This is a genomic window from Azospirillum brasilense, assembly GCF_007827815.1.
Taxonomy (GTDB): Bacteria; Pseudomonadota; Alphaproteobacteria; order Azospirillales; family Azospirillaceae; genus Azospirillum; species Azospirillum brasilense_C.
Map to the genome: position 1 here is coordinate 323,136 of NZ_VITH01000008.1, position 23,681 is coordinate 346,816.

The 23,681-nt window shown below is 70.9% G+C and carries 22 protein-coding genes; 7 read left to right on the forward strand and 15 right to left on the reverse strand.

The genetic code is table 11. The features are described 5' to 3' along the window. Window position 1: 1 nt before the first annotated feature. The 5 genes from FBZ83_RS18670 to FBZ83_RS18690 all read right to left on the reverse strand — a co-directional run bounded on the left by FBZ83_RS18670 (window position 2) and on the right by FBZ83_RS18690 (window position 5,280). Window positions 2-391 (reverse strand): DUF6285 domain-containing protein, encoded by a 390-nt coding sequence (locus FBZ83_RS18670; protein WP_145686842.1) that lies wholly within the window; start codon window positions 389-391, stop codon window positions 2-4. Further along, the gene (locus FBZ83_RS18675; RefSeq protein WP_145686853.1) at window positions 391-1,494 is read right to left on the reverse strand and encodes a phosphotransferase family protein; all 1,104 of its coding nucleotides are present in this window, start codon (window positions 1,492-1,494) and stop codon (window positions 391-393) included. The genes FBZ83_RS18670 and FBZ83_RS18675 overlap by 1 nt, the downstream gene beginning before the upstream one ends. 4 nt (window positions 1,495-1,498) lie before the next feature. After that, complete coding sequence (locus tag FBZ83_RS18680; protein ID WP_145686859.1) at window positions 1,499-2,695, reverse strand: acyl-CoA dehydrogenase family protein; 1,197 nt, start codon at window positions 2,693-2,695, stop codon at window positions 1,499-1,501. 35 nt (window positions 2,696-2,730) lie between these two features. Then, window positions 2,731-3,492 (reverse strand): SDR family NAD(P)-dependent oxidoreductase, encoded by a 762-nt coding sequence (locus FBZ83_RS18685; RefSeq protein ID WP_145686861.1) that lies wholly within the window; start codon window positions 3,490-3,492, stop codon window positions 2,731-2,733. Window positions 3,493-3,645: 153 nt separating this feature from the next. After that, on the reverse strand, window positions 3,646-5,280 hold the full coding sequence (locus FBZ83_RS18690; RefSeq protein WP_145686863.1) for an acyl-CoA synthetase: 1,635 nt from the start codon (window positions 5,278-5,280) through the stop codon (window positions 3,646-3,648). Window positions 5,281-5,532: 252 nt separating this feature from the next. On the opposite strand from FBZ83_RS18690, the gene FBZ83_RS18695 reads away from it, so the two are divergent. Further along, window positions 5,533-6,243: a Crp/Fnr family transcriptional regulator gene (locus FBZ83_RS18695; RefSeq protein ID WP_172428347.1), complete on the forward strand. Its 711-nt coding sequence runs from the start codon at window positions 5,533-5,535 to the stop codon at window positions 6,241-6,243. Window positions 6,244-6,436: 193 nt separating this feature from the next. On the opposite strand, the gene FBZ83_RS18700 is transcribed toward FBZ83_RS18695, so the two are convergent. From FBZ83_RS18700 to FBZ83_RS18710, 3 genes are all read right to left on the reverse strand, one after another. Continuing rightward, complete coding sequence (locus FBZ83_RS18700) at window positions 6,437-9,013, reverse strand: SUMF1/EgtB/PvdO family nonheme iron enzyme (RefSeq protein WP_186466124.1); 2,577 nt, start codon at window positions 9,011-9,013, stop codon at window positions 6,437-6,439. 144 nt (window positions 9,014-9,157) lie between these two features. After that, a complete protein-coding gene (locus FBZ83_RS18705; protein WP_247888371.1) occupies window positions 9,158-10,954 on the reverse strand; it encodes an adenylate/guanylate cyclase domain-containing protein in 1,797 nt (598 codons plus the stop codon). Between the two features lie 98 nt (window positions 10,955-11,052). Then, window positions 11,053-12,234 (reverse strand): DUF4384 domain-containing protein, encoded by a 1,182-nt coding sequence (locus tag FBZ83_RS18710; protein WP_145686870.1) that lies wholly within the window; start codon window positions 12,232-12,234, stop codon window positions 11,053-11,055. Between the two features lie 356 nt (window positions 12,235-12,590). On the opposite strand from FBZ83_RS18710, the gene FBZ83_RS18715 reads away from it, so the two are divergent. Then, window positions 12,591-12,827: a DUF1150 family protein gene (locus FBZ83_RS18715; protein ID WP_145686871.1), complete on the forward strand. Its 237-nt coding sequence runs from the start codon at window positions 12,591-12,593 to the stop codon at window positions 12,825-12,827. Between the two features lie 157 nt (window positions 12,828-12,984). Here the strand turns inward: FBZ83_RS18715 and FBZ83_RS18720 are convergent, their stop codons facing one another. The 5 genes from FBZ83_RS18720 to FBZ83_RS18740 form a co-directional block, all read right to left on the reverse strand. Continuing rightward, the gene (locus FBZ83_RS18720; RefSeq protein WP_145686872.1) at window positions 12,985-13,311 is read right to left on the reverse strand and encodes a hypothetical protein; all 327 of its coding nucleotides are present in this window, start codon (window positions 13,309-13,311) and stop codon (window positions 12,985-12,987) included. A 24-nt stretch (window positions 13,312-13,335) separates the two neighbouring features. Continuing rightward, window positions 13,336-14,217 (reverse strand): OmpA family protein, encoded by an 882-nt coding sequence (locus FBZ83_RS18725; RefSeq protein WP_145686873.1) that lies wholly within the window; start codon window positions 14,215-14,217, stop codon window positions 13,336-13,338. Window positions 14,218-14,332: 115 nt separating this feature from the next. After that, entirely contained in the window at window positions 14,333-15,865 is a 1,533-nt protein-coding gene (locus FBZ83_RS18730; protein WP_247888361.1) for a DUF4384 domain-containing protein, read from the reverse strand. A gap of 67 nt (window positions 15,866-15,932) precedes the next feature. Continuing rightward, window positions 15,933-16,511 (reverse strand): DUF4399 domain-containing protein, encoded by a 579-nt coding sequence (locus tag FBZ83_RS18735; RefSeq protein WP_247888362.1) that lies wholly within the window; start codon window positions 16,509-16,511, stop codon window positions 15,933-15,935. A 22-nt stretch (window positions 16,512-16,533) separates the two neighbouring features. Then, the gene (locus FBZ83_RS18740) at window positions 16,534-16,986 is read right to left on the reverse strand and encodes a DUF4399 domain-containing protein (protein ID WP_145686875.1); all 453 of its coding nucleotides are present in this window, start codon (window positions 16,984-16,986) and stop codon (window positions 16,534-16,536) included. A 246-nt stretch (window positions 16,987-17,232) separates the two neighbouring features. Between FBZ83_RS18740 and FBZ83_RS18745 the strand changes: the two genes are divergently transcribed. Then, the gene (locus FBZ83_RS18745) at window positions 17,233-18,699 is read left to right on the forward strand and encodes a mechanosensitive ion channel family protein (RefSeq protein WP_247888363.1); all 1,467 of its coding nucleotides are present in this window, start codon (window positions 17,233-17,235) and stop codon (window positions 18,697-18,699) included. 3 nt (window positions 18,700-18,702) lie between these two features. Here the strand turns inward: FBZ83_RS18745 and FBZ83_RS18750 are convergent, their stop codons facing one another. Beyond that, window positions 18,703-19,872, reverse strand: coding sequence for a DUF2336 domain-containing protein (locus tag FBZ83_RS18750; RefSeq protein ID WP_145686878.1), 1,170 nt, complete (start codon window positions 19,870-19,872; stop codon window positions 18,703-18,705). 31 nt (window positions 19,873-19,903) lie between these two features. After that, window positions 19,904-20,449, reverse strand: a complete 546-nt coding sequence (locus FBZ83_RS18755; RefSeq protein ID WP_145686880.1) for a MarR family winged helix-turn-helix transcriptional regulator — start codon at window positions 20,447-20,449, stop codon at window positions 19,904-19,906. Between the two features lie 282 nt (window positions 20,450-20,731). On the opposite strand from FBZ83_RS18755, the gene FBZ83_RS18760 reads away from it, so the two are divergent. The 4 genes from FBZ83_RS18760 (at window position 20,732) to FBZ83_RS18775 (ending at window position 23,544) form a co-directional block, all read left to right on the forward strand. Next, a complete protein-coding gene (locus FBZ83_RS18760) occupies window positions 20,732-21,715 on the forward strand; it encodes an alpha/beta fold hydrolase (protein ID WP_186466126.1) in 984 nt (327 codons plus the stop codon). A 156-nt stretch (window positions 21,716-21,871) separates the two neighbouring features. Further along, window positions 21,872-22,204, forward strand: a complete 333-nt coding sequence (locus tag FBZ83_RS18765; protein ID WP_247883222.1) for a hypothetical protein — start codon at window positions 21,872-21,874, stop codon at window positions 22,202-22,204. Window positions 22,205-22,375: 171 nt separating this feature from the next. Continuing rightward, window positions 22,376-22,702 carry a TMF family protein gene (locus FBZ83_RS18770; protein WP_145686884.1) on the forward strand — a complete coding sequence of 109 codons (327 nt, stop codon included), beginning with the start codon at window positions 22,376-22,378 and terminating at the stop codon, window positions 22,700-22,702. 2 nt (window positions 22,703-22,704) lie between these two features. Further along, complete coding sequence (locus FBZ83_RS18775; protein ID WP_145686886.1) at window positions 22,705-23,544, forward strand: class I SAM-dependent methyltransferase; 840 nt, start codon at window positions 22,705-22,707, stop codon at window positions 23,542-23,544. Window positions 23,545-23,681: the final 137 nt, after the last annotated feature.

The following is a 23,681-nucleotide window of genomic DNA, read 5'->3' on the forward strand; positions in this document are numbered from 1 at the left end:
TTTACCCCCGCAGCACCTTCGGATTGGCGATGCCCAGCCGGGCCTGGACGATCTCCTCCAGGCACTCCATCAGCACGTCCTGGCCGTCGTGGTCGAAGTCGCCAGCGGCGATCTCGATGCACAGCCGGTGCTGCAGGGCCTCCACCCGCTGGCGCAGGTCGGTGCCGGACAGGCTGTCGTCGGCGTCCTCGCCGTAGAGCAGGGCCAGCGCCGCCAGCATGGCGTGACCGGCCTCATCCACCCCGGCCAGTTCGCGCTGCACGATGCCGAGCGCGTTGGCGATCATCAGCGCCGTGTAGCGCTGGGCCGGCGGGATGTGGGGAAGCAGGTCGGTGCGGAACGTTTCCGCGATGACGCTCAGCAATTCCTGGGCGTCGGGGCTGGTGCGCATCAGGCGACCCTCTCTTCATCGGCATCGCCGGACGGTTCGGCATCCACCGCCGCCGGGGCGGAGGCCGTCAGCCCCAGCCCATGGATGTGGCGCAACAGGTCCCACTCGATCTCCGGAAGCATCCGCCCGGTCAGCGCCAGTTCCAGCGACGGCTCCTCCCCGGAGGTGTGGCGGCGTCCCTGGAGGACCGCGATGGCCGCCCAGCGCATGTAGGCGGCGGTTTCCCAGTAAGCGACCGCCCGCGGGTCCACCCGGCGGCCGGAAGTCTCCTCGTAGCCGGCGTAGAAGTCCTCCCGCCCGGCCAGCCCACCGGCCTCGCGGTCGTGGCGCCCGAAGCGCCAGGAGCGGGCGCAGAACCAGCCGAGATCCTCCATGGGATCGCTGAATCCCGCGAACTCCCAATCCAGGATGGCGGTCAGCCCGCCGTCCTTCACCAGATAGTTCCCGGTGCGGTAGTCGCGGTGGCACAGCACCAGATCGCCCGGCGGCGGCGCGTGGATCTCCAGCCAGCGCAGCCCCCAGGCCAGGACGGCGTCGCGCAGCGCCAGATCGCCCAGCCAGTCGCGGTAGGCGTGGACGCAGTCGAGCGCCGGCGACATGGCCGGAACCGGCAAATCCTCCAGCCCCGGCGTGTCCGGCCCAGCCTTGTGCAGGCGCCCCAACTGCCGGCCAAGCTCGCGGGCGAGTCCGCGTTGCGGCTGGTCGGCCTTCACCACCTTGTGCCCGGCCCCGATGCCCTCGGCGCGGCGCATGATGTAGAAGTCGGCGCCGAGGACCGCCGGGTCGCCGCAGGCGGCGATGGGCTCCGGCGCCGCCACCCCGGCGCTGAAGGCGGCGCGCAGCACGGCGAACTCCTGCGCCTTGGAGATGCTCGCCTTCATGCCGGACGCCGCCGCGCCTCCGCCCGGTTGGGCGCGCAGCACGCAGGCGTGCCGCCCGGCCTGCGGCCCGCCGTCGATGTCCAGAGTCACCGCGAGGTTGAGCGAGATGGCTCCCCCGCCGAGCGTGCCTTCGTCGGCCACCGCCACGCGCGTCGCGCCGGTCGCCCCGGCCAGCCAGGATTCCAGCCGCGGCCGGCTTTCCCCGTCGATCAATGCGCCCATCCCGTCACCCCCAGGCCCAGAAGCCGTCGCCCTCGTCCATGTAGAATCGCGCCAGGACCATCTTGTGGACCTCCGACGCTCCGTCGACCAGCCGGGCCTGCCGGGCGTAGCGGTACATCCACTCCAGCGCCGTGTCCTTCGAATAGCCCCGGGCCCCGCAGAGCTGGATGGCCGTGTCCACCGCCTTGTGCAGCGTCTCGGCGACATGGACCTTGGCCATCGACACCTCCTTGCGGGCAAAGTCGCCGCGGTCGAGTTGCCACGCCGCCTTCATGACCAGCAGCCGCCCGATCTCGATCTGCATGGCGACGTCGCCCATCATCCACTGCACGCCCTCGTGCCCGGCCAGCGTGGTGCCGAAGCTCTCGCGCTCGCGGACATAGGCGGCGGCGATCTCCATGGCCCGCTTCGACAGGCCGGTCCAGCGCATGCAATGGGTCAGCCGCGCCGGGCCGAGGCGGATCTGCGTCGCCTTCAGCCCATCACCGACCTTCATCAGGACGTTCTCGTCGGAAACCTCCAGCCCGTCGAAGCGCAGCTCGCAATGGCCGCCATGCTCCTCCGGCCCCATGATCGGGATGCGGCGGACGATCTCCCAGCCGGGCTGGTCCTTGTCGAACAGGAAGGCGGTCAGCCCCTTGCGCGCGTCGTCGGAGGTGCGGGCGATCAGGATGAAATGCTGCGCCTCCCCCGCCCCGGTGATGAACCATTTGCGGCCGGAGATCACCCAGCGGTCGCCCTTGCGCTCCGCCCGCGTCTTCATCATCGAGGGGTCGGAACCGCCGCCGGGATGCGGCTCGGTCATCACGAAGGCGGAGCGCACCGTGCCGTCGACGATGGGCTGGAGCCAGCGCTCCTTCTGCGCCTCGGTCGCCACCTTGTTGAGAAGCTGCATGTTGCCGTCGTCAGGGGCGGCGCAGTTGAAGCAGACCGGCCCGAAGATGGAGCGGTTCATTTCCTCGTACGCGGCGGCCATGCCGACGATGCCCAGCCCCTGCCCGCCGCGCGCCGTCGGCATTTGTGGCGCCCACAGCCCGGCGGCCTTCACCTCCCCGCGCAGGCGCTCCAGCAGGGCGGGCGCGATGTTCTCGTGCGCGTCGTAGGAGGCCGGGTCGGCTTCCAGCGGCAGGATGCGCTCCTCCACGAAGGCGCGCACGCGGCGGCGGAATTCCTCGATCGGCGGGGGCAGGCTGAAATCCATCGGTTCGGGTCCTCTCCTCGTTCTTTCTTCTTTGCTTACAAGGTGCTGACCAGATGCCCGCCGTCCACCGGCACCACCGCGCCGGTCATGTAGGCCGACGCGTCGGAGCAGAGCAGCAGCAACGGCCCGTCGAGGTCGGCCAGCCGCCCCAGCCGCCGCTGCGGCACCCGCCGGATCAGCGCCTGCCCGGCGTCGGTCGCCAGGAAATCGCGGTTCAGGTCGGTTTCCATGTAGCCGGGGGCCAGCGCGTTGACACGGATGCCGTAACGCGCCCATTCCAGGGCCAGCGCCTGAGTCAGTTGGACCAGTCCGGCCTTCGACGCGGCGTAGGCTGCGACATGGCCGGCCACCCGCAACCCGAGGATGGAGGCGATGTTGACGATCGACCCGCCCCGCCCCTGCTCCCTCATCACGCGCGCCGCCTCCTGCGCGGTGAGGAAGGCGCCCTTCAGGTTGGTGTCGATGACACGGTCCCACTCCTCTTCGGCGTGGTCGAGCGCGGCCTTGGACACCGTGGTGCCGGCGTTGTTGACGAGGATGTCGAGCCCGCCGAGCGCGCTCGCGGCCATCCGCACGCCGTCGCGGACGGAGGCGGCGTCGGTGACGTCGAGCGGCACGGCGACGGCCTGCCCACCCGCCGCTTCGATCTCGGCGACGGCGGCGTCCAGGCTCTCGCGCCGCCGCGCGGCCAGAGCAACGCGGGCGCCGGCCGCAGCCAGCACGCCCGCGAAGTGACGGCCCAGGCCGGCGGAGGCCCCGGTGACCAGGGCGGTGCGGTTGGTGAGGGAGAGGATCATGGGGGTCCTGGGTTTGTGACGGTGGGGTTCATGCGTCGGGCCCCCTCCCTAACCCTCCCCCGCCTTCGGCGAGGGAGGGAACTCCGCTGCTTCGCAGCCAAATCCCCTCCCCTGCGAAGCGGGGGAGGGTTAGGGAGGGGGCAAAAACTCCCCTCACAACCCCCTCGCCTGCTCGCGCAGCACGAACTTCTGGATCTTCCCGGTCGAGGTCTTCGGCAAGGCCCCGAACACCACCGTCCGCGGCGCCTTGAAATGAGCGAGATGGTCGCGGCACCAGCCGATCACCTCGGCCTCGCTCACCCGTCCTTCCGATCCCGGCTTCAGCGTGACGAAGGCGCAGGGAGTCTCGCCCCATGTCGGGTCGGGACGGGCGACGACGGCGGCCTCCATGACGTGGGGGTGCTTGTACAGGACCTCCTCGACCTCCAGCGAGGCGATGTTCTCGCCGCCGGAGATGATGATGTCCTTGGCGCGGTCCTTGATCTCGACGTAGCGGTCGGGGTGCAGCACGGCGAGGTCCCCGGTGTGCAGCCAGCCGTCGCGCAGCGCCTCGTCGGTCGCCGCCGGGTTCTTCAGGTAGCCCTTCATCACCGTGTTGCCGCGCAGCGCCAACTCGCCCAGCGTCTCGCCGTCGGCGGGCACCGCGCGACCGCTGTTGGGGTCGAGCACGGTCTGCTCGGACATGGTGACGTTGGGCACGCCCTGGCGGGCCATCTTCACCGCCCGTTCCTCCAGCGGCAGCTCCGCCCAGCCCTCCTGCCACGCGCAGCCGGTCGAGGGGCCGTAGCATTCCGTCATGCCGTAGAGGTGGGTCAGGCGGAAGCCCATCCGCTCCATCCCCGCGATCACTGCGCTGGGCGGCGCCGCGCCGCCGGTCGCCACCTGCACCGGGCCGTGGTCGAAGCCGCGCTTCACCGCGTCCGGCGCGTGGATCAGCATGGTCAGCACGACCGGCGCGCCGCAGAGATGGGTGACCTTCTCCTCGGCGATCAGGCGGAAGATCGCCGCCGGGTCGACGGCGCGCAGGCAGACATGGGTCGCCCCCACCGCCGTCACCGCCCAGGGATAGGTCCAGCCGTTGCAGTGGAACATCGGCAGCGTCCACAGATAGACGCTGTCGGGCCGCAGCCCGAAGGTGATGACGTTGCCGAGCGCGTTCAGATGGGCACCGCGGTGATGGTACAGAACGCCCTTGGGGTTGCCGGTGGTGCCGGAGGTGTAGTTGAGCGCGATGGACTCCCACTCGTCCTCCGGCGTGCGCCAGGGCGCCTCGGGGTCGCCGGTCTTGAGGAAATCCTCATACTCCAGATCGCCCACCGGGTCGGCGTCCTGCGCCGCCGGGTCGTCGATCCACACCACCCGCGGCGGGGCCGCCATGCGCTCCAGCGCGGCGCGGGCCACCGCGGACAGGCCCCGGTCGACCAGGAACAGGCGGCTTTCGGCATGCTCCAGAATGAAGGCGACGGTGGGCGCGTCGAGCCGCGTGTTGATGGCGTTCAGCACCGCCCCGGCGCCGGGGATGCCGAAATGCGCCTCCAGCATCGCCGGGGTGTTGAAGGCCAGGACCGACACCACCTCCCCTGGCCGGACGCCGGCCCGGCTCACCGCGGAGGCCAGCGCGCGGGCGCGGCGCTCGACCTCTGACCAGTTCCGCCGCAGGGGGCCGTAGACCACCGCGGTCTTGTCCGGATAGACCATCGCGGAGCGGCGCAGGAAGTCCAGCGGCGTCAGCGGCACATGGTTGGCCGCGCGCCTGGACAGCTCTGCGGACGGGGTGGTGGAGTCCACGCTCGTCTCCTTCCCTGTTCTGCGGTCCCTGTTTTCAAGCCGGGTTCTTTGGCCGGCGCCTCATACCGGACGTCTTGCTGACGATGGTATCCACGAACCATTGGGCAGGACAAGATTCACCTTTGGTCGGTCCCGCCCGCTATGCCCGCAAGAACGTGGCAGGGACGGGCGAGCGCGTTACCGCCTCTGGCGCCGCGGTTGCGGGCCGTCCGCCCGCTACACTGTCCGGCATCGAGCCGTATGGGGGCGACCATGACGACGGTGCGGATCGCGTTCGACAAGGAACTGGTGCTGTCCGGGCATTTCCTGCTGAAGCATCTGGAAAAGCCGGAACTGCAACGCCTCGCCGCCAGCGCCCGGCTGGCCTATTTCCGGCCCGGCGCGGTCATTTTCCAGAAGGGCGACCCCGGCGACAGCATGATGGCGGTCATCCGCGGGCGGGTGAAGATCTGCTCCCACTCCACCGACGGCAAGGAGCTGGTGCTGAACATCATCAACAAGGGCGGCCTGTTCGGCGAGATCGCCCTGCTCGACGGCGAGCCGCGGACCGCCGACGCCGTGGCGCTGGAGGAGACCGACCTGCTGGTGCTCGACCGTTCCAAGTTCGTGCCGCTGCTCAACGAGCGCCCGGCGGTGGCGCTCCAGCTCATCACCGTGCTGTGCAAGCGCCTGCGCCAAACCAGTGAGCATCTGGAGGACACGCTGTTCCTGGAGGCATCGTCGCGCTTCGCCCGCGCGCTGATGCGGCTGGCCGACGTGTTCGGCAAGCCGACGCCGGGCGGGCTGAAGCTGGACATCAAGCTGTCGCAGCAGCAGCTCGGCTGTCTGGTGGGCGTGTCGCGCGAGAGCATCAACAAGCTGCTCGGCGAATGGCAGCGCAACGGCGTGATCGCCGTGGAATCCGGGCGGATCACCCTGCTCGACCGCGACGCGCTGGAGGAGATCGCCGAGGCGAATGGGTGAGGTGTCGCGCCGGGCCCCCACCCCGGCCCTCCCCCGCTCTCGGCGGACCAAAGGTCCGCCTGCCGCGTCAGCGCAAACCTTTGGTTTGCGCGAGAGCTTTGCGGGAGAGGGTGCCTTCTGCGAAGCGGCGGCAGTCCCCTCCACCTCGAAGAGGGGGAGGGTTAGGGAGGGGGCCCGACCCAACCACTCCCCCTCAATTTAACTCCCGCAACACCCGCACCCCGTTGTTCAGGTACCGCACGTCGGGATCGTAGAACAGTCGCGCCGTGTCGGTGATGTCCGCCAGGCCGCCCCGCCACGACCCGCCGCGCAGCACGCGCTCCCGGCAGGTGGTGGACGTCCAGGCGCTGCCGTCCGTCGGCGCGCCCGCGTAGTCGGCATGCCAGCAGTCGGCGACCCACTCCGCCACGCCGCCGTTCATGTCGTGGAGGCCGAAGGGGTTCGGCTTGTAGCTGCCGACCGAGGCGGGGGTCAGCCGCTCCTGCGCGCCGCCGCAGTCCTTGCAATTGGCGAGCGTCCCCGTCTGCCCGTCCCACCAGTAGCGGCCCGTCGTGCCGCCGCGCGCCGCGTACTCCCATTCGGCTTCGGACGGCAGACGGTAGCGTTGACCGGTCTTCTGGCTCAGCCACTTCGCGTAGGCCTGGGCTTCCAGCCAGGAGATGTTGTGGATCGGGGTGCTGTCGGTGGGCTTGGTCATGCGCGGCATGCCGCCGGTGCAGCCGCCGCCCTCGACGCAGGCGCGCCATTCGGCCACCGTCACCTCGTAGGCGCCGAGCGCGAAGGGCTTGGCGATGGTTACCTTGTGCACCGGACGTTCCGAGCGGTCGCCCTGGTCGCTGCCCATGCTGAAGCTGCCGGGCGCGATGCGCACCATCACCGGGCAGTCCGGGCAGTCCTGGAAGCTGGCCGACTTGCTGTGGTTGCGCACCGCGCTGTTCCCGTTGCCGGCCGGGGGTGCTGCCGCCACCTGCTCCGGCGCGGGCGCCGGCTGCGGCGGGGCCGGTGGGGGCGGTGCCGCCGCCTCGACGGCTGGAGCCTGGGCCGGGCGCGAAACCGGAGGAGGCGCTGGTTTTGTCGAAGGCGGCGGGGCCGCTGACGCGACCTCCGGCGGCTTGGCGGCGGGGGTGAGCGCGCCCAGCTTCTCGCGCGCCGGCTTGGCGTAGGCGCCGCTGCCGAACAGGCGCAGGAAGGCCTCGAAGTCGGCGGGCTCGCGGCTGCCCTTGACCATCTGCCACAGCGATTCCTCAAGCGCCGGAGCGGCCGGGGCGGCACCCGGCGGGGCGATCTCCAGCGTCACGGTACCGGTGGCCTTGCCGCCCTTGCCGTCCTCCACCTGATAGGTGAAGGCGCCGGCGGCGCCCGCCCGCTCCTGCTCCGGGTCGAAGGTCAGCCGGGTCAGCCCCTCGGCCGGCAGGCGGTCGCCGGGGCGGATCAGGGTGGCGCCGTCGCGCACCTTGCCGCGGTCGGGCACGGCGGTGACGGTGATGGTCAGCGGGTCGCCGTCGGGGTCCACCGGCGCCTCGATGGCCAGGGGGTTCGGCAGGGCGCGGACGGTGCGCGCGCCGGCGACGACCGGCGGGCGGTTGCTCGGCTTGATGGTGATCGCGACACCGCCCCGCACCACGCCGCCCCGCCCATCCATGATCGCGAAGTCGAAGCGCCCGGCGTCGCCCACCACCGTCGCGTCCGGCTTGAAGCTGGTGGCGGCGAGTTGCTCCACGGTCAGGTAGTCGCCGATCAGCACGATGCGGTCGCCGATGCGCACGCTGCCGCCGCGCGGCAGGCCGGAAATCTGGGCGAAGAGCTGGTCGTCGTCGGGATCGGTCGGGCGCCCGATGCGCAGCGGCTCGGCGTCGGCGCGGTCGGACAGCTCCAGCGGGCGGATCTCGCCGAGCACCGGCGGGCGGTTCGGCGGGCGCGGGTTGAAGTAGAAGGGCGCCGCCCCCAGCGAACCAAAAATGTAGGGCTCCTGCCGCCCGTTGGTCGCCTGCCGCACGGTGTCGCGCACGTTGCGGAAGAACAGGCTCAGTTCCAGCCCCGGCGTTTGGAGGTGCTGGAGCAATGCGTCGGTGTAGGGGCTGTGGTCGCCCTGCCCGTCCTCGGCCAACTGGTCGGCGCGGGTGGCCATGGCGACCAGCGTGTCGCTGGGCGTGTCGTCGACGCGGGCGAAGCCGTAATTGACCTGGATGCGGTTCTGCCCGGCCTGCTTCAGCCGGTCGACGAAAGGGTTGTTGCGGCAGGAATCGAGCATCAGGATGCCCAGCTTGCGCGCCTGCGACAGCTCGCCCATCATCAGGTTCAGCGGCATCGCCTCGTAGACGAGGTCGCGCTCGCGCTCCAGCTTGGCGTCGGCCGGAACGATGTAGTTGTTGCCGCCCACCTGGATGCCGTGCCCGGCGTAGAAGATCACCGCCACGTCGGCCTGCGAGGCGCGGATGCCGAAGTCCCGCAGCGCCCGCTCGAAGCCGCGGTTGTCCATGTCGAACTTCTCATCCACGTCAAACTGCAGCTTGCGCAGGGCCTCGGCGATGGCCTTGGCGTCGTTCACCGGGTTCTGGAGCTCGGGGGCGAATTCGTACTTGCCGATGCCGACGACCAGCGCGATGCGCTTCTCCGGGGACTGGGAGGCCTGGGGCGGCGGCGATTGCGGAGGAGAGGATTGGGCGAACGCCCTTGGTGCCCAGCCGAGAAGCCCCAGCAACAGCAGGACGAAGGCGAGCGACCACAGGTCCCTGCCCAAACGATGCTGCGTCAAGGGTCCGTCAAACATCGGCCGGCTCCATGGTGGGAAGGCGGTTGCGCACCCCATACCCGGCACCCTTCGGCATAAAATTGCCGTTCTCCCCAGCTTAATATTTCGATTCCTGCGCACCAAGCGTTCATTCAGCCTAATCCCGAATACGGAGAAGGGCGGTCACTCCCCGGCCTCCGCCGCGGGCCGCACCTCCTCCCCCTCGCGGTCGAGGACCAGCCAGGCGCGGACCGCCTTGCGCTTGCCCTTCAGCGCCATCTCACCGACCGGCAGCCCGGCCACCGTGCCCTGCACCGCCGTCCAGGTCGGTTCCCCGATGACGATCCGGCAATGGGGGGAGGAGCGCATGTCGACCGTCTTGCCCAGCGCCTCCAGCCGGGCCGCCGTGTTGGCGGTGTCGCCGAGCAGCGAATATTCCATGTGCCGCAGCCCGCCCAGGCTGCCCGCCACCAGCGGACCGGTGTGGATGCCGACGCGGATGCCGATGGCCGGCAACCCCTCCGCCTGCCAGCGCTTGTTCAGCTCCCGAAGCTCCCGCCCCATCTGGATGGCACAGCGCACGGCGCGCTCGGCGTCGGCGTCAATCTCCGCCTGGGTGGTGCGGGCGACGGGGGCGCCGAAGACCGCCAGGATGGCGTCGCCGATGAAGCGCAGCACGATCCCGTCATGCGCCGCCACCACCCGCACCATGGCGTCGAGATAGCCCTCCAGCCAGAGGATCAGCGGTTCCGGCTCCAGCGCCTCGCAGACGGTGGTGAAGCCTTCGATGTCGGAGAAGAAGACGGTGGCGGTCAGCTCCTGCGGGCGGGGCCTCCCGCCGGCCAGGAAGGTCGCGCGCTCCCGCCAGATCTCGTCGGCGACGGGCTGGGAGACGTGGTTGGCGAACAGCTGCATCAGGCTGCGGCGGTCGGTGCGCTCCTTCAGCGACAGATGCGCGGTCATCACCGCGATGCCGCCCAGCCACGCGGCGGACGGCGCCATCATCGCCACCAGCGGTCCGCCCTGGGCGAACAGCGCCAGCGCCGCCGCCCACAGGCCAAGCAGCCCGAGCAGGCTGGCCGGCACCAGTAGCCACACCGGCCAGCCGGCCGCCGCCAGCGCCACCCCCGCGGCGCTCAACGCCAGCACCAGCGCGACCATCCAGCCGTCGGACAGGTCGCGGCTGGTCCGCCCGTCGAGGATCTGGGCCAGCGCGTGGGCCTGGATCTCCACCCCCGGCGTGGACAGGCCGGCGACCGACAGCGGCGTGCGGTGCTGGTCGACCCCGACCAGGACGGTGCCGACCACGGCGATCCGCCCGGCCAGCCAGCCGCGCGGCAGCAGCCCCACCATGTCCGCCGGATAGGCCGGGAAGGGCTGCGCGTCCGGCGACGGGCGGGCGTGCCAGTCGATGCGGAAGGGCTCCGCCGGGACCTCCCCCCCGGCCGCCCCTCCGGCGACCTGGGCCAGCCGCGCCGGGAAGCTGGGCAGCCCGTCCGGCCCGCGCGGCACATGCCAGCGCACCGTGCCGTCCAGCCGGTCCTTGGCGAGGTTGGCGTGACCGTGCGGGATGCCGTCGAGAAAGCGCCCGAGGTAGCGGCGCTGCTCCTCGGTCAGCGGCGTGTCGCCGAGCGCGGTGATGGCGACCACCGGCACCGTGGCGCGTTGGATGCGCTGGCGCAGCCGCTCGTCGAGCGCCGGCAGGGTCGGCTGGTCGAACAGGATGTCCAGCCCGATCGCCCGCACCCCCGCCGCCTCCAGCGTCCCCACCAGATCGGCGAGGAAGCCGCGGTCCACCGGCGACCGGCAGGCCAGCGTGGCGAACAGGTCCTCCCCCAGCGTGACCAGCACGATGCCGGGATGCTGCGGAGCGGGCGGCGTGAAGTAGGCGATGGCGAGGTCGCGGAAGCTCTCGTCGGCGGAGCGCAGGGGCGGCACCAGCCGGGTCAGCCCCAGCGCCGCCGCCGACACGCCGGCCACCGCGGCCAAGCCCACCAACCCCTTGGCCAGTCCTTTGGCGAGCCACGGGGCTTTTGCCCCGCTTGGCCTGCCCCCCGATATCCCCAACGGCGGCGCCCTCACTCCACGCGCAGGATCACCTGCGCCATCACCAGTTCGGTCTGCTTCAGCGAGGCGAGCGTCCGCTCCAGCCGGGCCGCCGCCTCGTCGGTCAGCGGGCGGAAGGCGTCCTGCCGCCCCGGCAGGTCGGCGCCAAGGTCACGCCCGGCGGCGAAGCAGCGCACCTCCTGATCGGCGGACAGGCTCCCCGACCGCTCCCCCGCGCGCAGCGGCACCGGCATGCGGTCGCCGGCCAGCGTCAAGGTGCGGTGCCCCTCCACCAGCGAACTGGCCGACGGTCCCGGCGGGTAGATCGGCGTCAGCTGGCCACGCGTGTTGCGCAGGTAGCAGTAGAGATGCGCGTCCCGGTTCGTCTGGAGCACCAGCGTCACCGCCTCCCCGGACCGATAGGTCGGGTAGAGGCCGCGATCGGTGGCGAGATAGAGATTCAGCGGCGCCACGCTGTCCCGCACCGGGTCGAGCAGGGCCGCCGCCTGTGCCGCGCAGCCGGCGCCGGCCAGCCGGACGGCCAGCTCCGCGCCCTGCCCCGCCGCGATCCCCTCGGCGGCGATCACCCGCAGGGTCAGGCTGTGGCGCACCCGCCCGTCCGGCCCGGCGACGGAGACGGCGGTGCCGTCCGCCATCGGCAGCTCACGCGGCCAGGGCACCGCGGTTCCCTTGTCCCAGCGCAGCGTGGCGGCCTCGCGCCCCTCCGCGCGCAGGGTGGCCGGGACCAGCGCCGGGTCCGCGGGTTTGCGCAGCAAAACCGTGCCGCCGGACTTCACGCATTGGGTGCCGGGGCGGCCGGGGTCGAGGGTGAAGACCTGCTCCTCCCCCTTCTGCATCGGGGTGCCGACCGCGCGGGCCGCACCCAGGTCAGTCTGGAAGAATCGCTCGCCGCCGACGAGGCTGCCGACGCCGGTCCAGCCTGCGGCGTCGGGCATGCGGTCGAGCGGCCCGTCGAACGGCCCCTTCACCCGCAGCATGCGCCCGTTGGCGAACAGGAACATGGCGTTGGCGCCGTCCGGCACGGTGACCGCCGCGCCGTCGGGGACCAGTTGCCCCTGCGCGTAGCCGGGGGCGGTGGAGGCGACGACCACCGCCGGCTCCGCCACCGCGCGGCCGGGCGTGACGCCGACCGCTCCGACAGCGGCCAGCGTCAGGGCCGCCGCCACGAGTCCGCTCAGGGTCCTGTGCGCCATGCTGGCCTCCACCGGCGGGGATCGCGGAATCATTGGCGTTTCCCGGACGCCTGTCCAGGCGGCGAAGGGGGAAGGACGGGGTTGCGGACCCGGCCCAAAGAAGGGCGGACGCCGTGAACGGACGGGCATGGTCGGACCTCCGAAATGATGCGCGCCGGCCAAAATGCCGGCCCGTCGAGGCTAGACGGCGGAAGACGGCGGGCGCTGTGAGGTGCGGCACAAAGTTGCGCAGGAGTTGGGCACCTTCCAACGTACTGAGTGTGGCGGGCTCCACAGCGCGGCCCGGTCCAGCCCCCTAGAGTGCCGGGCAGGACCGGCGCCCCGTTGGTCCGCCCCAGCGCCCGAGGAGACCGACCATGACCGACCGCCGCACCAAAGCCGACGCCGCCGAGGGCTTCGCCGCCGGGTTCGATGACCGCTTCGCCCGTCATGGAATCCTGGAGGTCGCCTATCTGCGGTCGGTGGAGGTCGACGGCCTGCCCGCCTACGCCGTGTATGCCGCGAACGGCACCTGCCTGTGGCTGGACACCGACCGCGCGTCGGCGGGGGCGACGCTTCAGGAGCATGGGATGGAACTGGTCAGCGTGCATTGAGGAGTCGGGGGCAAGGTGTTGCCCCCACCCTCCCCACTCCGTGGGTCCCCTCCCTCCCCCGCTTCGCGGGAGAGGGATTTTCTGTGCGTTCAACACCAATTCCCTCCCTCGCCGAAGGCGGGGGAGGGTCAGGGAGGGGGCAATACTCCCCCAATCATCAGCCCTTCGGGCTCAACAGGCACGACGTCCGGTTCCGCGTCACGATGGCGAGGCTGTTCTCCGGCTCGCCGGCCCGGCGGAAGCGCAGCGCGTTCAACTGGCTGGCGACGCTGAGCGACAGGACGTTCAGATCGCTCTCGTCGATGATCTTTTCGCCGTCCTGCCAGCACTGGATGCGCACACGGCCCTTGGGGACCCCGACGTCGAGGCCGCCGGGCTGCACGCCCGCGTCGCTGCTCTTCTTGCGGACCACCGTCGCGTCGGCGGCGCCCCCGACGAGGGGGAGCGCCGCGACCGCCACCAGGAGAAGGAGTTTCCGGACCATGGCGCGTCCTCCCTTCCCTCTCGATCACTGGATGGGCCGGAACTCGACGCGCCGGTTGCGGCTGTCGGTCGGGTCGGGGGTCAGCGGCTGGCTCTTGCCGAGGCCGGCGATGGCGATGCGCTGCGGCTCGATGTGATGGACGCGCACCAGATACTCGCCCACCGACACCGCCCGGCGCTCGGAGAGGGCGAGGTTATACTGCTCGCTTCCCACGGCGTCGGTGTGCCCTTCGATGACGAGGCGGAGCTGCGGGTCCTGCGACATCAGCCCACCGACCGCGTCGACGTAGGAATAGAACTCCTTCGGGACATCGGCGGAGTTGAAGGCGAAGTTGATGCGGAAGCCGAAGCCGTTGGTCGGGCGGGTCTCCGCCGGGGTCTCCGGCGCGGAGAGGGTGGCCGGCTGCACGCCGTTGGAGCGGCGCGGCGCGGCCGGCGGCGGGGCGACGGGCGGGGCCGCGGCCTCCTGCACGGGCGCGCGCTTGGGCTTCGGCTGGGGCGCCGGTTCCGGCTGCGCCACCGGCGCGGTGGGCGGGCTGTAGCTCTGTTGCGGGGTCGCCTGCTGCTGAGCGGGCGCGCCGTAGTTCACACTGTCGGTCGGACGCGGGCGGTTGGCGCTGTTCATGCCGCCGCCGATGATCTCGATGCTGCGGGTGCGGATCTTCGGCTGTTCGGTGCCGTCGGCCATGGGGGCGGTGGTCGCCGGACCGGGCTTCACCGCCTCGCGCAGCTCGTCCACGGTCGGCGGGCGCTCGAACATCATGACCCGGTTGCCGCCGGAGCCCTCGACGGTCTGCGCTCGCGCCGGGACCGCCATGCAGGCCAGGGCGATCATCGGCAGGGCCAGAGCGGGAAGCGCCACGCCGTTCAGCCGTCGGGCGATGGTCTTGGAGGTCGGTCGCGGCATCGGTGGTCTCCCATGAGTCGGCGCCATGATCTGGCGTGGTGTTCGGCTGCCCCCTTCTTTACCCCCGCCCCCGCCCCCGCGCTGTGAGCCGGCCCACAATCCCTATCCCAAACCCCTAACGTTGAGCCGACACGGCGGGCAGAACCTGCACGGCCATTTGCCGGCTGCGCACGTTGGTCCCCTGGATGCTGCCGTAGGCACCCACCACATCGGCCAGCGTGGCGCCGGGAATGGGCTGAAGATCCTCGGTCTTGTAGCGGTCGGCGATGCGCGTCCCGAGTTCGTCGGGGGAGACGACGCAGGCGATGGTCTCGGAGGCGCCGGGGCGGTCCATGCGCAGGTTGAAGGGCTTCTGCGCGCCCGGCGGGACCTCCACCTGCTGGTTGGCCTGGACGAAGCTGTCGGGCTGGAAGCGGTTGGGGAAGATGCGGGCCACCGATCCGGCGGCGTCCTGGTAGTAGCAGTAGACGAAGCCGTTGGCCGTCGGCTGCACCTTGACCACCAGGGCCTCCCCGGCGCGGTAGCGCGGCTGCGGCCCGCGGTCGGAGCTGAGGACCAGATCGGGCGGCGCTCCGGCCGGCGCCGGGGTGGCGCGCGGCAACCCCTCCCCGCCCGCGTTCGACACCGATTGCAGGCGCGGCGCCCCCGGCCCTTTTTGCCCGCTGGGCTGGGCGAGCATCCGCTGGTAGAGGTCGAAGTCGATGCGCCCCGTGGCGATCAGGTCGTTGTCCGCCTGATAGCGGGAAATCGCGTCGCGGGTGCGCTCGTCGAGCTGGCCGCTGTCCGGTCCGTCGTAATAGCCCTCGGACAGCAGCACGCGCTGGACATAGGCGACGCGCTGCGACGGCGCCATCCCGTCGAACCAGTCGCGCGCCTGCCCGGCGAAGGCCGGGTTGGTCTGGTCGATGCCCAGGCATTGCCAGTAGGGGGTGCGGGTCATCTTGCCCAGCACCTCGATCGTGCTGAGCTCGATCAGCGTGCGCACCGCCTGATGCAGCCCCTCGGACTTGTTGAGCGAGACGTTGAAGGACAGGCCGGCCTTGCCGATCACCGCCCCGGCGTCCGCCCCCTTGCCCGACGAGATGACGGCGAGCGAATTGCTGGCCGACAGGCCGGGGATGATCTGGCGGGTCGCCAGCTCCCCGATGTTCAGGTCCACCGAGATCACCGACATCACCTGATCGGCGGAGATGCCCAGGTCGACGGTCGGCAGCGAGATGCCGGCGCTGGCCGCCTCGCTCACCACATTGTCGTCGAGCTGGGTGATGGCGCCGCGCACGTAGTAGGACGGCGCGCGGAAGTTGGGCTGCACCCCGATCATCCAGTAGAGCGCGTTCACATCGTCCAGCGTCGGCTCGAAATCGACGAAGCGGAAGGCGTTCGACCGCTCCGACATGCGCGACACGGCGGTGATCAGCATTTCCTTGGTACCGCCGGCCACCCGCCCCGTGGCGTCGGGGATGCCGTTGGAGGTGATGAAGATGTCGCGCTTGCCATGGTTCCACATCAGCGTGTCCATGCAGCGCAGCGCCTCGCTGAAGTTGGACACGGTGCGCACGGGCGGGGTCTTCGGCTTCTGGACCAGGGTCGCCTGCTCGCCCGAGGTGACGCAGGCTCCCAGCAGCAGGAGCGATGCGGCGGCCGCCACCCTCGCGAAACCGGTGCGCCGGACACTTCCAACGGCCTCAAATCCCATGGCCTCACTCCCTGGACGTTCAGCGGGCCGACACGCGCGGGCCGTCGCCGCCCGGACGCACGGTGATGGTGATCTTCTTGGACAGGATCGGCGGGTCGTGCGGGATGTGCTCGGCGTCGCCCATCAGGAGCTGGAGCGTGTGCCGGCCCGGCGGCAGCTCCAGATAGGTTTCCGTCTGGCCTTTGCCGAAGTGGATGTAGTTGCGGTTGTTGGGGATCGGCTCGTCCATCGGCGGCAGGTCGGCGTCGACCAGCAGGTGATGGTGACCGGTTTTCTCCCGCCGCACCCCCGCCGGAGCGACGCCGAAGTTGCGCAGCCCGAACCACACCTTGAAGCGGCCCTTCACCACTTCGCCGTCATTCGGCCAGCCGATGTAGAGATAGGCGTCCTTCGGCGCCGCCGTCCGCCCGGACTTCGCCGCGTCGGGGGTGGAGGGCGTGCTTTCGTGCTCGTGCCCCGGGCTGGCCGGCTGCGGCGTGTTGGTGGTGTCCGACAACGGCTTGTCGAGCGGGTCGGCCTCCGGCGACGACTGCGCGGCCAGCGGCCCGGCGGCGAGCAGGACGGCCAGAAGAACCGGGACGGCGGCGCTGCGCATCATGACGTCCTCCCTGTCGCGCTTCTTATTGCGGAACGATGATGGTGATCTTCTGCGACATGATCGGCGGGTCGTGCGGCACATGGTCCGCGTCGCCCAGGATCATCTGGAGCGTGTGCCGGCCCGGCGGCAGCTCCAGCCGGACCTCCGTCTGGCCGCCGCCGAAATGCAGCGACTGCTTGGTGTTCGGGATCGGTTCGTCGTAGGTGGCGAGATCGCTGTCCACCAGCAGGTGGTGGTGCCCGGTGTCCTCCTTGCGGATGCCCGCCGGGGCGATGCCCATGTTCTGCAGGCCCATGCGGACCCACAGTTTGCCGCCCGGAACGGTCGCCCCGTTGGACGGCCACATGATGTAGGCGCGCGCACCCTCCGGCGCCTTTTCCCGTCCATTCGTGCTCTGAGCATTCGCACCTTGGGCCAACGCCGCACCCGGCAACAGGAGCAGCGCGGCCGCCACGATCATGGCGGCATGAGGCATGGACACCTCGCTCTTCTGGCTCTTCTCTTTGGGAGTTTCAATCTTATGCTTGGTGGGCGGACAATGTTCGCGGTCTTTCGGTTCTCATCCTTTCTCTCCCCTCCCTCCGAATATTAAGGAGCGGAAGCGCGCCCTGGTCACCCCACTTTGCGCGAAGGGAAAGGCGCCGCCGCCTATTCCTATTTTGGGCTTGACGGTTCCGCCCGCGGTGCGAAGGTCACGGGGCCAGGAGGTTGCCGGTCCCGCATGCCCGATTCATCCCGCCTCGCCCCGCTTCCCGCCGGTCCCGGCGCCGCCCCGCCGCGCCTCGGCCTGCGCCATCTGCTGGCCCCGGCGCTGCTGACCCTCGGGGCGGCCGGTCTGGCGGGGCAGCGGTCCTGGCTGTCCGGCCACATCACTCCCTTCGCGGGCTCCATGGTCGCGGACACGCTGGCCTCGCTGCTCGCCGCGGTGGCGTGGCTGGGCGCGGCGTGGCTGGGGTCGCGGATCATCGACCTCGTGGTGGCGCGCAACGCCCGCGCCACGCCGATGCCGCGCCTGCTGACCGACCTGCTCCGCGCGCTGCTCTACGGGCTGGCGGTGCTCGGCATTCTGGCCTTCGTGCTGGGGCAGCCGGTGACCGGGCTGGTCGCCACCTCCGGCGTGGTGATCGCGGTGCTGGGTTTCGCGCTGCGCAACATGATCGCCGACATCTTTTCCGGCATCGCGCTGAACGTCGAGCATCCCTACCGCATCGGCGACTGGGTGGAGCTGACCCCCGGCGTCACCGGGCGGGTGGACGAGATCAACTGGCGGGCCACCCGGCTGGTCACGCTGGACGGCACGGCTCTGGTGGTGCCGAACGGGCTGGCCGCGGGCAACCGCATCACCAACTACAGCCAGCCCGGCAGCGGCTTCCGCGCCGGGGTGCCGGTGACCCTCGACGCCGAGGTGCCGGTGGCCCGCGCCAAGCGGATCATCCTGTCGGCCATCGTCTGCTGCGACGCCGTCCCCACCGAGCCGCGGCCCGACGTGGTGGTGGAGAGCATCACCTTGAACGGCGTCGCCTATCAGGCGCGCTTCTGGGTGGCCGACTATTCCCGGCTGGCGGCGACCCGCGACGCCGTGGCGACCACCATCCTGGAGCATCTGGCCCGCGCCGGGCTGGAGCCGGCCAGCCCCAAGCAGGAGATGCGCCGCCGCCGCGCCGCGCCACCCGCCTGCTCGGCAAACGGGCTGGGGCGGGAGCTGCTGTCCCACGTCGACCTGTTCGCCGCCTTCCGCCCGGAGGAGATCGCGGAGCTGGCGTCGGGCATGCACCTGCGCCACGTCGCCGCCGGGGAGGCGGTGGTCCGCCAGGACGAGACCGGAACCTCCCTCTTCCTGGTGGCCGAGGGGGCGCTGGACGTGCGTGGGGCCTTTGGCGGTCGGACGCTTCTGCTCGACCACATGGGACCGGGCGACGTGTTCGGGGAGATGTCGCTGCTGACCGGCCAGCCGCGCAGCGCGTCGGTGATCGCCAACACCGATGCCGTGGTCTACGAGCTGGACAAAGAGGCGCTCGACCCCGTCCTACGCCGCCGTCCGGAGCTGGCCGCCCGGCTGGCCGACCTGATGGGCCTGCGCCAGCGCCGCAACGACGCCCACCGCCGCGCCAGCGCCCCCGCCGCCGTCACCCAGACGACGACCGAGCACGATCTGCTGGCCCGCCTGAAGACGTTCTTCAGCTTGTGATATTCAAGTGTTCAGCGGAGAGAAGGGCATCCCCGCCTGCTCCAGCGCCTTCTCGATCACCTCCGCCGAGGTCTGGTCGAACAGTTGCAGCAGCAGGTCGTCGATCTCGCGGTCCTGGCTGTTGCCGCAGCTGTCGAACAGGGTGGCGATGGCCTCCGTCTGGAAGCGCTCGCGCCCCTCGTCGCCGCCCCGGTAGTCCAGCGCCTTCGCCACCGCGATGGCGACGCGGAAGGGCTTCAGCAGGGTGAAGGACAGGCCGGCCTTGGCGAAAAGGCCCTTCAGCGCGTGCGACCCGCCGTCCCAGGCGAGCTGACGGGCGTTCTCCGGCGGCAGGTTGGCGCGCACCGCGAGGCCGGCGTCGAACAGCGCGATTTCCCCGGCGCACAGCGCGCGGAAGAGCAGCGGCGCCGACAGCCGTCCGCGGATCAGCAGGTGACGGGCGAGAAGCTCCACGTCCGCCTCGCGCGGGGTCAGCGGCTTCAGCAGGAGCAGGGTCACCGCCTCCCGTGCCCGCTCCACCAGGACGCCGATCAGGCGCGGGTTCAGCCGGTGGGTGCGGATCAGCCGGTTTCGGATCTCCTCGGACACGAAAAGGATCAGCTTCTCCACCACCGCCGCCGACAGGTCGGGGCGCGCCGCCACGGCCTCGTTCACCGTGGCGACGCCGCCCCAGCGGTCGAGCACGCTGTGCAGGGACGGTTCCGCGATGACGGCGCCGCGGTTGCGCAGAAGCTCGGTGATGACGATGACGTTGCCGTTGCGCACCAGCGCGTCGGACACCGCGGGCGAGACGGAACGGCGCCCGGCGATGGCCATCTCCTTCGCCGGGCGCCGTTCGCGCAGGATGTCCAAAAGCAGCCCTTCGCTCAGCTTCTCCGCGTGGCGCAGGATGGGGAAGGCCACCCGGTCGACGTCGCGGGCCAGCTTCTCCGCCAGTTGCTCGGTCAATAGGGAGGAGTTGTGGATCTGCCACGCCACCGCCTCGCGCACGGCGGTCACCGCGTCGGCGGCGAAGCGCTGCAGGATGTCCATGGCGAGCGCCCGTTCCGCCTCGGCGAGGTCCCCCGCCTCCAGGTCGCGCACCAGATGGGTCATGGTGTCGATGCGCGCCTGGGCGTCGGGGGCGGCCAGCAGGCGCTCGACATCCTTCTGGCTCAGGGACCGCTGTGACATGCGCTGGGTCTTCCGGAACGGACGCTCGGGATCAGTACTCCGGCGTATCGTAGCGGATCAGATCGCTCCACGCCCGTTCCAAACGGCGCAACGTGCGGTACGTCGTCTCCAGATCGGCGGCTTCCTCGTCGGTGCGGATCAGCGCCTCGACCCGGACGGCCTCAAGCCCGCGCAGCGCCTCGCACAGCTTCAGGCCGCGCTCCGACAGGCGGAGCCGCGCCGTGCGCCGGTCGCGCTGCGAGGCGGAGCGGTCGACATAGCCCGCCTCCACCAGGTGCTTCAGGTTGTAGGAGGCGTTGGAGCCGAGATAGTAGCCGCGCTCCAGCAGGTCGCGCACTGACAGCTCCTCGCCGCCGATGTTGATCAGCATCAGGGCCTGGCCGGGGCTGAGGTCGTCGATGCCGATCCGCGCCAGCTCCATCCGCAGCACGTCCAGGAAACGACGGGTCATGCTCTCGATGATCCGGCCAAGGTCGGTGTAGACGGCGGGCAGCGACGCGCCCGCCGGGGCGGCGCCCTCCGGCGTGGCTCTCTCCGGCAGGGCTGGGGTCGGCTGCTGCTTGGCGGCGGCGCTCATCACGATACTCCCGCTTTGGAAAAAACCTTCATGGTATGGCGTGTGTCCAATTCCGAACGGTGGACGGTTCTCCCGTCCTTGTGTCCGCAGAATGATAAGATTTTAGTTTAATTTGTGGAAACAATGTTGAGACATGGCGGCCCTGCGCGCCGGAACCGCCCCAGCCACCTCCTGTTGCACCCCTGTCCCTGCAACCCCGAGGAGCCCGGCCATGCCCAAGCCCACACGCCGTTCCGACACGCCGCGCACCAATCCGTCAGCGCGTCGCCGGAGGGCCCGCTGATGCGCAGCGGCTTGGCCCTCACCGCCGGTCTGCTGGCCGGCCTGTGGCTGGACGCCCGTCGGCGCACCAACCGGGCGGAGCGTGTGCACCCGCCGTCCGGGCATTTCATGAGCGTTGGCGACACCCGCCTGCATTACCTCGACCATGGTCCTGCAGACGGTGGGAGTCCCGCAGACGGTGGGGCGACGCCCATGGTGTTCCTGCACGGCAACGGAACCACCGCCGACGACTGGGCGCTGAGTCTTCTCGACAAGGCGGCACGCAACCGGCGCTGCGTCTGTTTCGACCGGCCCGGCCACGGCTACAGCGAGGCGACCCCGCGACGCGACGCCGGCCCCGCCGCCCAGGCCGCGCTGCTGCGCGCCGCCACCCGCAAGCTGGGGCTGGAGCGCCCCATCATCGTCGGCCATTCGCTGGCCGGAGCGGTCGCATTGGCCTGGGCGCTGGATTTTCCGGAGGAGATCGGCGGCTTGGTGATCCTGTCCGCCTTCACCCATCCGACCCCGCGGCTCGACTTCCTCCCCATGATGGGACCGGCCATTCCAGCGGCCGGGCCGCTGCTCAGCCACACCGTCCTGCCGCCGCTGGACCGGCTGATCCTGCCGGCGCTGATGCGCCGCATCTTCGAGCCGAACCCCGTGCCGCCCAGCTACGACGAACTGCCTCCCGACTTTCTGCTGCGCCCGACGCAGCTGGAGGCCGCGGCCGCCCAGCTCGCCGCGCTGATTCCCGGCGTGGCGGCGATGGCCCCGCGCTATTCCGAAATCCGCTGCCCGATGGCGGTCGTCGCGGGACGGGAGGACCGCATCGTCGATCCCCACGCCCACGCGGTGCAACTGCACAACGCGGTGGCCGGGTCGACGCTGCATCTGCTGGCGGAAACCGGCCACATGCCGCACCACGCCCGTCCGGACGCGGTGATGGCCGCCATCGAGCGGGTGGAGCGGGCGATAAAGACCGTGCCGGCTCACGCGGCATCCTGAGTCGGTTCTCCTGATTCGGCGACCGGGGATTGCGACTCGAAAAAAGCGACTCGTGGCGACTCGGGTGAGGGATGGTTAACAGTTTGGTTACGATCCAAGCGCTAACCTTCGGCCATATCGCACACTTTCAGCGCCTCAAGGATTACGCCGATGTCCATGGCCGCCGACGTTGACACCATCGAACGCACGTCCATCGTCGCCTACACCCTCCTCAACGAGCTGCACGACGTGCTCGCTCTGCCCAAGGCGCCGGACGACGTGACGCTCGGCATCCTGATGGGGCTGTCCATGTTCATGGACGACAAGGTCGGTCCGATGCGCGCCAAGCGCCTGATGTCGGAGGCGCCGACCATCGTCCTGAAGACCGACGCCCACGTCACGTCGGACCAGATGCAGCGGATCATGCCGGTTCTGCGCGCCTTCGGCGACCATCTGAAGGACATGCGCGCCAAGGCCGCCGCCCGCCCGGTCGACGACACCGTCGCCTGACCCGCTGAACGCAACACCGTCTTCCCGAAAGGCCCGGCCGGCAACGGCTGGGCCTTTTGCCGTTCCGGCGCTTGGCTTGACCCGCTCGACATTTCATTGGATGCTGAAACCCTTCGTCCACCGGACGGTCGTTCCCGATGGTCCGGACGCAACGCAGGGGCGGCTTCGGCCATGGAACTGCCAACGGGGGATTGGATCTGGGCCCTGGCCATCGCCGCCCTACTGACGGGTGCGACGGTCAGCGTCATCGTGCTCGCCGCCGTCGGCTCGATCCGTCGCAGCGTCAACGAGGGCGGCGCCCGCCAATCGCAGCAAATCCGCAAGCTTGCGGAGACCGTCGCCTCCCTGAACGCCCAGCAGCAGACCGCCGAGGGCCGCGTCCAAGCCCTGACCGAGGCGAACCGCAAGCTGGCGGAGGAGGTCGCGGCGCTGAACGAGCGGCTGCGCGACGCGGACTCCGCCCCCCGCATCACCGGCACCGCAAGGCTACTCCACTGACCATGCCCGATTTGTCCTCCTGCCCCATCGACGGCGACGCCGAGCGCGCCCGCTGGACCGCCAGCGCCGACGCCTGGGACCGCTGGGCCGACCCGATGGCCGATCTGGCCGACAAGCTGAACCAGCCCCTGCTGGACGCCGCCGGCGTAACGGCGGGCGACCGGGTGCTGGACCTCGCCTCCGGCGCCGGCGAACCGGCGCTGAACGCCGCCCTCCGGACAGGTCCGAACGGGCTGGTGGTGGGCAGCGACCTCGTGCCCGGCATGATGGCCGGCGCCCGGCGCCGCGCCGCGGGGATCGCGGACGGGCCGCGCCCGGCCTTCGCCGCCGCCGACATGACCGCCCTGCCCTTCGCCGCGGCGAGCTTCGACCGGGCGACCTGCCGCTTCGGCATCATGTTCGTCCCCGACGTGGCGGCGGCCCTGGCCGAACTGCGCCGCGTGCTGCGCCCCGGCGGGCGGGCGGCCTTCATGGTCTGGGGGCCGCGCGCCGGCAACGCCCTGTTCGACACGGTGGGCGACGCCGTCGCCGCCCAGTTGGGCGAGGACCGCAGCCTGGACCCGCTGTTTCGCTTCGCCGCCCCCGGCCTTCTGGCGGAGGCCTTGCGCGCCGCCGGCTTCGCCACGGTGGGCGAGACCGACATCACTCCAGTCCGCAAGGCCGCCCAGGGCCAGCCCTTCTGGCGCGCCACGCTGGAGATGAGCTTCGGTCACCGCCTGCACACCCTCACCGCCGGACAGCGCGCCGAACTGGACGCCGAGGTGACCCGCCGCTTCGACGCGCAGGCCCAGGGCGGCACGATCCCCCTGCCCATCCACGTCCGCATCGTCACCGGCGCCTAATTCCCTCCCCTGCGTTAGCGGGAGAGGGTCAGGGTGGGGGCAAGCCCTCGCACCCCGACCACGCGCCCAAGTGCCGCAGCCGCCCCACCGAGCCCTATCCTCGGTTGACCGCGCCCATGCATTCCTTTGGATGTTGC